11 protein-coding genes, 1 tRNA gene and 1 other annotated feature (1 of these 13 running past the window's edge) are annotated in these 11,726 nt (G+C 38.6%); of the genes, 9 read left to right on the top strand and 3 right to left on the bottom strand.

Translation table 11 applies throughout. The features are described 5' to 3' along the window. Positions 1-93 (bottom strand) — a binding site (T-box leader); it reaches 135 nt to the left of the window's first position. 154 nt (positions 94-247) lie between these two features. Beyond that, positions 248-1,264, top strand: coding sequence for an LLM class flavin-dependent oxidoreductase (locus AC1TO6_RS02195; RefSeq protein ID WP_482099961.1), 1,017 nt, complete (start codon positions 248-250; stop codon positions 1,262-1,264). Positions 1,265-1,435: 171 nt separating this feature from the next. Here AC1TO6_RS02195 and AC1TO6_RS02190 read toward each other — a convergent pair whose 3' ends face one another. Further along, positions 1,436-2,398 carry a M23 family metallopeptidase gene (locus AC1TO6_RS02190; RefSeq protein ID WP_482100117.1) on the bottom strand — a complete coding sequence of 321 codons (963 nt, stop codon included), beginning with the start codon at positions 2,396-2,398 and terminating at the stop codon, positions 1,436-1,438. A gap of 202 nt (positions 2,399-2,600) precedes the next feature. On the opposite strand from AC1TO6_RS02190, the gene AC1TO6_RS02185 reads away from it, so the two are divergent. The 4 genes from AC1TO6_RS02185 (at position 2,601) to AC1TO6_RS02170 (ending at position 5,229) form a co-directional block, all read left to right on the top strand. Continuing rightward, on the top strand, positions 2,601-3,107 hold the full coding sequence (locus AC1TO6_RS02185; RefSeq protein ID WP_482099960.1) for a DUF3231 family protein: 507 nt from the start codon (positions 2,601-2,603) through the stop codon (positions 3,105-3,107). Positions 3,108-3,216: 109 nt separating this feature from the next. Beyond that, on the top strand, positions 3,217-4,014 hold the full coding sequence (locus AC1TO6_RS02180) for a GNAT family N-acetyltransferase (RefSeq protein ID WP_482099959.1): 798 nt from the start codon (positions 3,217-3,219) through the stop codon (positions 4,012-4,014). 105 nt (positions 4,015-4,119) lie between these two features. Next, on the top strand, positions 4,120-4,437 hold the full coding sequence (locus AC1TO6_RS02175) for a thioredoxin family protein (RefSeq protein WP_482099958.1): 318 nt from the start codon (positions 4,120-4,122) through the stop codon (positions 4,435-4,437). 78 nt (positions 4,438-4,515) lie between these two features. Then, the gene (locus AC1TO6_RS02170) at positions 4,516-5,229 is read left to right on the top strand and encodes a gamma-glutamyl-gamma-aminobutyrate hydrolase family protein (protein ID WP_482099957.1); all 714 of its coding nucleotides are present in this window, start codon (positions 4,516-4,518) and stop codon (positions 5,227-5,229) included. A gap of 54 nt (positions 5,230-5,283) precedes the next feature. On the opposite strand, the gene AC1TO6_RS02165 is transcribed toward AC1TO6_RS02170, so the two are convergent. Continuing rightward, positions 5,284-6,018 carry a glycerophosphodiester phosphodiesterase gene (locus AC1TO6_RS02165; protein WP_482099956.1) on the bottom strand — a complete coding sequence of 245 codons (735 nt, stop codon included), beginning with the start codon at positions 6,016-6,018 and terminating at the stop codon, positions 5,284-5,286. A 423-nt stretch (positions 6,019-6,441) separates the two neighbouring features. After that, positions 6,442-6,999, bottom strand: a complete 558-nt coding sequence (locus AC1TO6_RS02160) for an SLOG family protein (RefSeq protein ID WP_482100116.1) — start codon at positions 6,997-6,999, stop codon at positions 6,442-6,444. Positions 7,000-7,352: 353 nt separating this feature from the next. On the opposite strand from AC1TO6_RS02160, the gene tnpA reads away from it, so the two are divergent. From tnpA to AC1TO6_RS02140, 4 genes are all read left to right on the top strand, one after another. Then, positions 7,353-7,790: an IS200/IS605 family transposase gene (tnpA, locus tag AC1TO6_RS02155; protein ID WP_482099955.1), complete on the top strand. Its 438-nt coding sequence runs from the start codon at positions 7,353-7,355 to the stop codon at positions 7,788-7,790. Between the two features lie 15 nt (positions 7,791-7,805). Next, positions 7,806-9,020, top strand: a complete 1,215-nt coding sequence (locus AC1TO6_RS02150; RefSeq protein ID WP_482099954.1) for an RNA-guided endonuclease TnpB family protein — start codon at positions 7,806-7,808, stop codon at positions 9,018-9,020. A gap of 282 nt (positions 9,021-9,302) precedes the next feature. Continuing rightward, positions 9,303-9,374, top strand: a tRNA-Asn gene (locus AC1TO6_RS02145). 203 nt (positions 9,375-9,577) lie between these two features. Continuing rightward, complete coding sequence (locus AC1TO6_RS02140) at positions 9,578-11,251, top strand: ribonuclease J (protein ID WP_482099953.1); 1,674 nt, start codon at positions 9,578-9,580, stop codon at positions 11,249-11,251. Positions 11,252-11,726 lie beyond the last annotated feature (475 nt).

Raw genomic sequence — 11,726 nt, 5'->3', positions numbered from 1 at the left:
AGTGCTACTCTACAAAGAAATCACTGATTTGCACCATCCATCAGCTCTCTTGAGATTTCAGTAGATAAAGTGTGTCTCCATCAAAATAGTTAGATTAGTTATGGAATTAGAATTAATCATAACAAATGAAAAACTAATGTCAAGCATCATTTTTAAAGATATCAATTTTTTCTGAGACCAATTGATAGAACAATACATGCAGGAACGGTATCCTTTCTAGTGAGAACAAAATAAGGAGTGATTAGATTTGGTTGTTGATAATATAAAAAAATTCAATTCGATTCCATTTTCAGTTCTAGATCTTTCTCCGATAAATGAAGGCAGCAACGCTACGCAGTCCTTCAAAAATAGTGCGGAATTGGCACAGCACGTAGAGCGATTGGGGTTCAACCGCTACTGGCTTGCTGAGCATCACAATATGCCAGGTATTGGAAGTTCTGCGACATCAGTCCTTATCGGGCATATTGCTGGAGCGACAAAACGGATTCGCGTCGGTTCGGGGGGAATTATGCTACCTAACCATGCGCCGCTTGTCATTGCAGAGCAGTTCGGTACACTCGAATCAATCTATCCGGGAAGAATTGACCTCGGTTTAGGTCGTGCACCCGGTTCGGATCAGGCAACAGCCTTTGCGCTACGCCGTACTTTGCAAAGCACTGGCGATGATTTCCCTGAACAGTTGGCAGAACTTCAAGCTTATTTTGAACCGGACAGATCAGCCCGTGTTCGCGCATTTCCAGGTGAAGGACTCGATATTCCGATATGGCTTCTTGGTTCATCCGGTTTCAGTGCACAGCTCGCAGCGCAGAAAGGTTTGCCATTCTCTTTTGCAAGTCATTTTGCACCCGCCTATACAATGGCAGCAATGCAGCTTTACCATCAGAATTTCAAACCATCTAAATTTCTTAAGGAACCGTATGCCATGCTTGGCGTCAACGTCATCGCAGCGGAGACGGATGAGAAGGCTCAATGGTTGGCAACTTCACAGCAACTACAATTCCTTGGTATCACTACGGGAATGCCGTCACAACTAAAACCACCCGTCGACAATATCGAAGACTTTTGGTCACCACAACAAAAGGCATCTATTGCGCAAACGCTTGATGCTCGTACAACAATCGTCGGCAGTCCGGAAACTGTAAAACAAAAGCTCGAAAGTTTCATTCAAGAAACGAGAGCAGACGAATTAATTATTAACACGCAAATATTCAATCATGAAGATCGATTGCGTTCTTATGAAATTGTTGCAGAATTGATGAATTGAATAAATAAAAGCCGCGACCTTTATGAAGGGGTGCGGCTTTTTACCATGAAAAATTACTCAATTAAAATATTTTTATGGTAAATATTGATGATAGACGTTGGGAAGATAAGAGGGGGAAACAAATTCGAAAATAAAAGCACCGGTATGATAACCGATGCTTTACACTTTTATTCATCTCTGCTTATCTTGTCGTTCCCAAACTTTGAGCGAAGGATAAGGATCAAAAGCCCATTCTGTCCGTCCGTTATATTTGTACATCCCGTAGTGGAGATGGGGAGGGAAACGACCTGATGTCCCTTCTTTACCATAACCTGAGCTGCCTACTGAACCGATGATTGTTCTTGGTTCAACGATGTCACCTTCTGTGATATCTTTATTGAAATAAGCTAAATGGGCAAAATAGTGGTACGTATTATGTGTATCTCGAATACCGACCCGCCAACCTCCAAATTCATTCCAGCCCATTATTTCAACTACTCCATAAGACGTGGCTCGCACGGGGACACCATAACCTGCAAATAAATCGGTTCCTTCATGAATTCTTCGGCCGCCCCAGCCTCTTTTTGCCCCCCAGGTTCCATTGTAACTATAATTATAATTGGTGGGAATAGGGAAAGCATGTTCATCCAGATCCAGCGTTTCAAAGTGCTTATACAGTTTTGCAATCGTCATGATTTGTCTAACAGTTTCTTCACGCTTGTAATATTCTTCTAAAGCTAATTTAAAATCCTCTTCTTCTTGTCCATACCCGCTTAAATAAGTAGCCATTGTAAAAAGCACATCTTCCGCATTATTATTATCTGCAACACCGTCTCCATTACCGTCAAGGCCATTTCCGCCAAAGTAGGCAATCGATTCAGAAGATGTATCGTCTTTATTTGGATTAAGTGGGCCAATCCAATAATCATCTAAAAATTGGATTGCGATGGTTCCATCTTTCTTGGGTATATCAGTTCGAACCTGCTGGATATTACGTTCATACTGATCGACGGCGGCTAAATAATACCACGGAACAGTTACATTCTCGAAACGTAAATAAAATTGCATTCGTTCTTCCAGAATTGTTTCTCTTGATGGTTCTTCCTTTGCTACAACAACAGTAAAGAATAGAAACGACAATGTGATGATATACATCGGAAACAAAATCCAATGTCGCACAAAAATACCCTCCCTTTTTAGCCATTTAATTAGAATTCCCTAAATTGATTAATTCATAACTGTGTAGCTATGTGAAAATTTTCGAGCTAGACAAAATGATGTATATAACTTTTATATCTTCACATAATAAGGTTGAGATCCATTTAAACAAGTGGAGAAAAAAGGAGAGATAATAAAATTGGGAATTTTAGATGGAAATCCGAAAGACGAACCGTTGCACTACGGAGAAGTAATAGGATCATGGGCATATGTTTTGGCGAATAATGGGCTAATTAGTGGCTACGAAGCATTTGTTAATCATGCAGGTGACGGAGATCTCATTGAACTCCTAGAAGAGGCAATTAAAACGATGAAATCAGAAAATAAGCAACTTGAAAATGTTTTGAAAGAGAATGGAATCGCATTACCCCCTTCATTGCCTGAACGACCTAAAGCGACAGCAGAAGATATACCGGTCGGTGCGAGATTTATGGATCCGGAAATCAGTGCTGCAATGTCCATTAATGTCGGGCAGGGTCTTGTGTCATGCAGTCAAGTAATGGGACAATGCTTGCGGGAAGATGTCGCAATGATGTTCAGTAAATTCCACGCGGATAAAATGCTGTTCGGTTTTAAATTGTTAACTTTGAATAAAGAAAAAGGGTGGATTATTCCCCCACCGCTTCATAAAAGTGTTCCAAGCTAACGGCTGGATTAGAAGGACCTTGTCAGCTTTATTGACAAGGTCCTTTTCATATTGTGAATTCGAGCACCTCTTGGTAAACTTAGGCATAAAAGTAAAAGAGGTGTTCTGAATGATTCGACTACTTACTGAGGAAGACAGGCAACTAACATTAGATTTTGTCTCTCAAAAACCAGCAGAAAACCTTTTTATAATTGGAGATATTGAAGCCTATGGGTTTGATAATCCCATTCAGAAGTTATGGGGAGATGTTACAGAGGATGATCAATTACATGGTGTTTTGTTAAAATATGCTGGAAACTTCATAGTCTATGCACCAGGGGAATTCGATGCGCAAGGTATCGCAGAAATAATCAATTTTGATGAAAAATACGAGTTCATATCTGGGATTGAACATATTGTCCTTAAATTGGAACCGCATTTGACTTTGAAACCAACTAATCCACGAGTACTTTATTATGCGAAATGTGAGAAGGCAAATGACTTGCCAGTAGTACCCGCACGAATAGATGTGAAGAAAGCTGTACCTGAGGACGCTGAAAGAATAATTGAGCAAATGCAAGGGATACCTGAATTCGCAATGAGCACGATGAGTGTTGAACATAAACGTGATTCACTTAGCAATGGGTCAGCACGGTCTTATTTCATCGAAGAGGGCGGTCGAATAATTAGTTCTGCATCGAGTACGGCTGAGAATAGCCAGTCTGCAATGATTGTAGGTGTAGGAACGTTACCAGGTCACGAAAAAAGAGGGTTGGCTTCATTTTGTATGTCGGTGATCTGCGAAGAACTTCTCAAAGAAGGTAAGATGATATGTCTGTTTTACGATAATCCCGATGCAGGTTCTATTTACAAACGGATTGGCTTTGTAGACATCGGAAAATGGTCCATGTGGAGCTTCAAAAAATAGTTGGTTGTTATAAAAATGAGTCGTTTAAAGGCTGAGTTGGTGACTGCCACTTTTTTTGATGATAGAATTAAAATTATAGATAATTTAAAATAAGGAGTGATTCGAATGGAGAAGTTGCAATCGATCGAGCAATTTGAACAATTGAAAAGTGAGGAGCGTATAATCTTTATGTTCTCAGCAGATTGGTGTGGGGATTGTCGCGTCATTGAACCAATTTTACCTCGAATTGAAGCGGATTATCCTGAATATCAATTCATCCTGGTTGACCGTGACGAGTTTATCGATTTATGTGGGGAACTTGATATTTTTGGAATCCCTAGTTTCATAGCATTCCATGACGGGGTAGAAGTAGGGCGCTTTGTCAGTAAGGATCGAAAATCGCAAGCAGAGATTGAAGAGTTTATCAACAGCTTGTCTGCCTAATGCATCGTGATTTGATTGACGTGAACTTGCAATTTGTAACCCTGATAAATAAAATACCGTTAAGTAGGGGGACTGTTGATGAAACCGGTTATCGGCATAACGACAGATGTCGAACAAAGTGGCAAGCACATTTTAGATAATGAATATGTCCGATCGGTCATCAGAGCGGGCGGTTTACCGATTATCATTCCGGTTGGGATTGAGGAAGATGTCAGTCAGCTGCTTGGAATGTTGGATGGACTCATATTATCCGGGGGGCAGGATATTAATCCTATGCTTTTCAATGAAGAGCCATATGCTTATCTGGGTGAAGTTTCGCCAATCAGGGATTCAATCGAGCTGGAAATTACTCGACATATGCTCAAAACAGGCAAACCTATTCTCGGTATATGCAGGGGGCTCCAAGTACTGAATGTTGCAGCTGGGGGCACGATTTTTCAAGATTTACATAAACAAAACGAGAGTCCAACACTTCAGCATTTTCAAATAGCACCCAATTCACATCCATCTCATTATGTGATGGTTGAAGACGGAAGTTTGCTAAAAACGATAGCGGGAAGTGAGCGCATTCAAGTTAATTCATACCACCATCAATCTTTGAAAGATGTAGCTGCTGTTTTCAAAGTTACTGGTATGGCGAGTGATGGAATTATAGAAGCAATCGAATGCATTGGTAAGGAATTTGTACTGGGTGTTCAGTGGCATCCCGAATTATTATCAGCAAAAGGAGATTCTGTCTCGCTACGGCTATTTGATAAGTTTATTGGTGCGTCTGCTAGTAAAAAAAACTGAGCTAGTTTGAACGGTACCCCAATTGGTAGTCACACTTACTAGCTGGGGTGCAGTTCATTTGCTCAGTTTTTTATTGTTCAAATAAGTCATCATTTTTTCTGGGTAATCTGTGAAAATAGCGGTGACACCGACTTGAGTCAAAGCATCTACATATTGATACTCATTTACCGTGAATACACGAATGGAAACACCTTTATCGATAACCATTTTAGCAAACGGTCGGAGAGCGGATGGTAATGTTATATGCAAGGCATCTGCAGGAATTGATCGCAAATAATCAAGCGGTTCCACAAGTACTTCCATAAACAAGGCGGCGGTTTCTATATGGGGGGCTATTTTTTTTGCCATTTGAACCGCTCCGTGGTCGAATGAAGAAATTACGACACGACTATCAAGTTTCATAACCGATACTAGCTCGGTAACTTTTTTGACCATTCCTTCATATGGAAAAATATCTGATTTGAGTTCAATATTTAGATGATGAGACGTTTCAGAGAAAATATCGAGTACTTCACGTAATGTAGGTATGACTTCCCCTTGAAATACGGAAGAAAACCAGCTGCCAAAATCAAACATCCTTAGTTCTGATAGCGTCATATCCTTTATGAAACCGTGGCCATTAGACGTTCTATCAATTGTTTCGTCATGGATGACGACCAGTTCACCATCTTTTGTAAGATGAACATCAAATTCTACGCCGTATATTTGCAGTTTAGCAGCTTTCCGAAAGGCAGAAATTGTATTTTTGGGATGTGTTCCTGATGAGCCGCGATGAGCATAAATATTCAATTTAAAACCTCCTTTATTTACCTATAATTGTAAGGCTTTCATCATGGAGTAGCAATTGATTTACTTGCTGAAAACAATGTAAATTGGAAAAGGGATGTCCTCAATTGAGGACATCCCTTTGTTTTTTGTTAGGTACCACTACTATTTTGAATTTAATTTTTCATCCCGAAAATTCGGGGAATAATTTCCATAGAAAGGATAAGCTTTCAGAGCCGCGGTCATTGTTCCACTGGGTGTCTTCTAACTTAAGCAACATAAACCCTGCCTACTTTTACGTCCTTGCGACCCTTTAGTCGCGCCAGTGTGAATAAGTATTCTCAAAAACAGTACATAGAATGCCAGATATTCAATCATAACGATTACCTAATTGTTAACTGAATCATCTTATCATGGATAATATCATCTGTCAAGGTAACATAAGATTCATTGCCATTCATCCATCTGTTCTTCCTCCGCGATTACTTGTAAGTCGTCCGCGGTAATTGTGAGTACTTGGTAGTCCGTACGTTCAGCGTGTTTTTCTGCTGCCTTCTTCACAAATTTTGGAGATCCTTCATTTTCCTCATCATAGACAATGAGAATTCCATCAGAATTACGCATGAAAAATTTGTCTTTTTCGATAAACTGCCATGGAGCTTCGTAAGGTTTGCTCGTTAAACTAACATGATAATCGGCCAAAGCAACAATCGTATGGTACTTTTCCTTTTTCATGTCGTTCCAATTTTTCTCTTGCTCTTTAAAAGGGGTGATAATCGCATATTTTAATTCGGTATGTTCTTTTCTTAATTCAATTACGATTTCCGCTGCCCATGTTTCAATACCTAGTTGACCGCTAATAATAACCCATTCCAATCCATCGTCTAGCAATGTTACGAGTCGATTTTCCAAAGCCTTTTTAATGAAATGTACTCCTGGGTGTTTATCATCAAATATACCAAGTTCATGCGGTTTATACCCCGTAACGACCAATCGTTTTAGAATACGTTCCGCCTCCTTTACCAGTTAAAAAATGATTACCTATCATTTTACCATGAATAGTGTTCGTAATATAGGTAAGTCTCTAGAGTTCATATTACGCTTACCCTAATATTGTAAAGGATATTTTGGACAGGGTGAATATCCATGTCATGCAACATGGATTGAAATCAGGAACAAAATCCAAACTGTTTCCATAAAGTTGGAATTTTCTTTTTGGATATAATCATCTGTTTGGAAATCTTATGTTCTGTTGATTAACTTGTGGCCGCACACTCGTGACTTTAGTCGTGAGTTAGGCCATTTTTTTTTGGTGTTTTATAAATACGTATGTTATAATTTAAGTATGAGGTGTCAATATGGAAATTAAAAAAGGTCGCGGATATGTTTATTCAATTCAGTATCATATTGTTTGGTGCGTGAAGTATAGAAAAGACCTGCTTCGAGGAGAAGTAGACAATCGGTTAAAGGAAATTATGCAAGAGCAGGCAATCACGCACAAGTTCGAAATTATTGAAATGGAAACAGACTTAAACCATATACATATGTTAATTGACTGTTCTCCACAACACACCATTCCAAACTTGTTAAAGGCACTGAAAGGGAATTCTGCCCGATTCCTGTTTAAGGAGTTCTCAGAACTTAAAAGTGAGCTTTGGGGTGGAAGTCTGTGGAATCCATCCTATTTCATTTGTACAGTAAGTGACCGAACGGAAGAACAGATTCGTCAATATATTAAAGCACAGCCTACTAAAAAGAGGGAACGAGGGCGACCCTTTTCAAACATCCAATCGTAAAAGGAGCTGATCCTAATGACGAGTAAAACAGCTGAAAGGAATAAAACATTAAAAGAAGAAGGAAAACAGTTGCGTCATTACGGTCTGCGTCTTCGTGCGAAGCCAACGAGTGAGCAAGCTAAAAAGATTGCGTATTCAGTGGATTGTGCTCGTTTCGCTTATAATATGTACTTGTCGCAAAAAATCGAGTATTACCAACACACAAAAAAGACGCTTTCTTATGGCGTATTTAAGAAAAACTTTAATCAACTGAAGAAAATTGAAACATATGCCTGGCTCAAAGTGCCGGATAAGTTTGCTCTCGAATGCGGGATGGAACAAGTCGATGATGCTTACGCCCGATTCTTTAGTGGGCAAAATGGCTATCCTAGATTTAGGTCGAAGCGTGGATCTAAGCAGAGCTATTCAACGAAATCAACAAACAACAATATCAAATTGAACATTCAGGAACTGTATGTGAGTCTCCCGAAGATTGGGAAAGTAAAGGTCATGTTATCGAAGAAACAAATTACTCGATTTGAGACAGAGAATAAAAATCGTAGACTATTGGGAGCGACAGTAAATGTTCACAGTAGCGGTCAAACGCATATATCTCTTCGTTTTGAAGAAGTTGTTCCAGTTATCGAAAAGGTTAAAACTAGCGAGATTTTGGCTAGTGAAGTTGTCGGGTGTGATATGGGGCTGACCCATTTTCTGATTTCATCAAATGGCGTAAAAATCGAAAACCCACGTTACTTGAAGCAAGACTTGTTAAAGCTTTCCAAGTTGCAAAAACTGCTTAAAAACAAGGTGATCGGTGGAGCAAACTATAAGAAAATGCAAACAAAAATCAGTAGACTACACTTACACATTGTGAACAAAAGAAAAAATTTCCTGCACCAAGTCTCTCGAAAATTGGTGGACGAAAACCAAGTCATCATTTTAGAGGATTTAGACGTCAAGAAAATGATTAAGAATAAGAGACTTGCACGTAGTATTGCGGATGTGAGTTGGGCTATGTTTAAAACATTCGTAATCTATAAAGCAGGGTGGGTAGGCAAGCTAGTTATTTTAATTGATCGGTTTTTCCCATCGTCCCAAATATGTAGTGGTTGCAAGAAAAAGAATATACTTTTGTCGCTAACTGATCGAATTTGGGTCTGTCCAACATGTGGAATCAATCATGATCGTGACAAAAACGCAGCCCTTAATATAAAAGAAGAAGGATTGCGTTTATTAATGGATATCTAGCTCTATCTTCAGTACCGCAGGAACTGCGGGGTGTGCCTGTCAACATCTTAAGATGTTGTTTGTTTCTCATTTTTTGAAACAATGGAGAGAGTGTTAGACGCTTTTATTATTAAGTGCAGTTCTCGATGAAGCAGGAATCTTACGATGAGAACCAGGGTCCGGAGATTATGTTGTCGTTTTTTTGACCTCAGAATCCCGTGACTTTAGTCGTGGGAGGTTCAAGAATGTAATGTATAACACAATGAGTTTTGGATATAATACGTTTACAAAGTTAATCTCCATTCCGAAGTAGCTCAGCGGTAGAGCAATCGGCTGTTAACCGATCGGTCGTAGGTTCGATTCCTACCTCCGGAGTCATTTTTTATTAAAAACCTCTTCTCAATTGAGTAGAGGTTTTTTGATGTTTTAGGAATAATACGAGTCAGTAATGAACATTCGTCTATACCCCATCACATTTATTCTTTAAAAAACTTTATTCCATTTGAATAGTAACAATCATAAATAAAAACCAAATGGGAATACTTCGTATAGAAATCTAAATTAGGAGGAAATCTATTTTGATGACAACAGAGAGTAATTTATCAATTTTTGCTTTAGGTGGTATTAACGAAATAGGGAAAAATATGTATGTTTTACAGTACGCAGACGATATCGTGGTAATTGATTGTGGTTCTAAATTTCCGGATGAGAGTTTAATGGGAATTGACTTGATAATCCAGGATGTATCTTTCTTAAAAGAAAATAAGGATAAAATACGAGCATTAGTCATTACACATGGGCACGAGGATCATATTGGAGGCATACCATATTTTTTAAATCAAATAAATGTACCGATTTATGCGACAAGATTAACGTTAGGGTTAATTGAACTAAGGTTAAAAGAGCATGGGCTTCTTAGAGGTACTGAGTTGGTCATGATAAACTCTGATTCAAACTTAGAGTTCGGAACGATGAGTTTAACATTTTTTAAAACAAATCACAGCATTCCCGATTGTTTAGGAATTGCATTTCATACACCTGAAGGCGCAGTTGTACATACGGGCGACTTTAAGTTTGATTTAACACCTGTTAATAACGAATATCCAGATATCCATAAAATGGCTGATATCGGCAACAAAGGTGTATTACTTCTCTTGTCGGAAAGTACCAACGCGGAACGCCCTGGCTTTAATACATCTGAACGGCTTATAGGTGGACATATAGAAGAGGCATTCCGCAATGCTCGTCGGAAAGTATTTATCTCGACTTTTGCATCTAATGTTCACAGGGTACAGCAAGTAGTTGACGCTGCACAGAAAACGAACAGAAAACTAGCTCTGCTGGGTCGAAGTATGGTAAATGTTGTTTCGGTTGCCTCTGAACTAGGTTACTTAACTATTCCAGATGGAATGCTAATTGAAAAAAATCAAATTAGACAAATGGATTCAGCAAAGGTAGCCATTCTCTGTACTGGTAGTCAGGGAGAACCTATGGCGGCACTATCGCGTTTGTCCAGTTCGAATTTTCGTCAGGTACAAGTCGATACAGACGATACCGTAATCTTTGCTTCAAGTCCTATCCCAGGAAATGAAAAGAGCGTTTCACGAATCATCGATAATTTATTTTTATTAGGGGCAAAAGTGATTTATGGATCGGGAAAAGAAACGGGCATGCATGTTTCAGGACACGCCTTTCAAGAAGAACTGAAATTAATGCTTACGTTAATGAAACCGAAATATTTCATTCCTATACATGGTGAATATAGAATGTTACATCATCACAGCTTGTTGGCCGAATCAATTGGAGTGGAAAAAGAAAATATTTTTATTATTAACAATGGAGATGTTGTTGATATAAAAAATCAGGTTGCCCGCCAAACACGAAAAGTTCAATCAGGAAATATTTTTGTAGATGGGTTGGGAATTGGTGATGTAGGAAATATCGTATTACGTGACAGAAAACTATTATCTGAAGAGGGAATGCTTGTAATTGTAGTGACTGTAAATAAGGCGGATGGTCAGCTTGTTTCTAATCCAGATATAATCTCCCGAGGTTTTGTTTTTAGTCGTGATTCAGAAGAACTTATGAATGATGTAAATCAGCTGGTTATAAAGACCGTTAGCAATTTAAAGGGAAGCGATCGAAACCAAAGAAATATATTAAAACAAAACATAAAAAAATCGACTGAGACCTATTTATATGATCGTACAAAAAGAAGGCCGATGATTCTTCCAATCATAATTGAAATATAACCTTATTTCATTATCTAAGCGAACTCCATGATGTAGTTGGAGTTCGCTCGATTTTTGTTTGTTTTAGGTTTCTCTAGGAATAACAATATTGTGTATGATAAATTCACTTTTCGAAAAAGTGGGTATCCGTACATGATTTACGGGAGAATTATGTCGATTTGGTACAATATATTTCAATTTATTATTCCCGCATAGGCGTTTTCGGGTCCACACTGCTTTGAGGTATAAGACCAAAAGACTTCATTTCGCAATACATCTAAAATAATATGGCTCATTAAATTCTACAAAAATAGTCTAATACATAAGGAATATGCTCAAGATGAATGTATACCGTCGGAGTAATCGGAATCAATTGTTGAATATAGTTCTCCTAATTTTCATGAGTATTAAAGTGGAGACGGAAATATATGTAAAGCATGCGTTTGGGAAGGAAAGGAATACTTTCCGATGATGAAGAATGGAAATATTATTGTAC

It is taken from the genome of Sporosarcina sp. Y352, from assembly GCF_056786535.1.
This window is presented reverse-complemented; position numbering and strand designations above follow the sequence as displayed.

Bases quoted from the DNA above. Each gene is read 5' to 3' on its own strand.
- AC1TO6_RS02175 (WP_482099958.1), top strand. From the start codon at position 4,120: ATGGAGAAGTTGCAATCGATCGAGCAATTTGAACAATTGAAAAGTGAG.
- AC1TO6_RS02180 (WP_482099959.1), top strand. From the start codon at position 3,217: ATGATTCGACTACTTACTGAGGAAGACAGGCAACTAACATTAGATTTT.
- AC1TO6_RS02170 (WP_482099957.1), top strand. From the start codon at position 4,516: ATGAAACCGGTTATCGGCATAACGACAGATGTCGAACAAAGTGGCAAG.
- tnpA (WP_482099955.1), top strand. From the start codon at position 7,353: ATGGAAATTAAAAAAGGTCGCGGATATGTTTATTCAATTCAGTATCAT.
- AC1TO6_RS02150 (WP_482099954.1), top strand. From the start codon at position 7,806: ATGACGAGTAAAACAGCTGAAAGGAATAAAACATTAAAAGAAGAAGGA.
- AC1TO6_RS02190 (WP_482100117.1), bottom strand. From the start codon at position 2,398: ATGTATATCATCACATTGTCGTTTCTATTCTTTACTGTTGTTGTAGCA.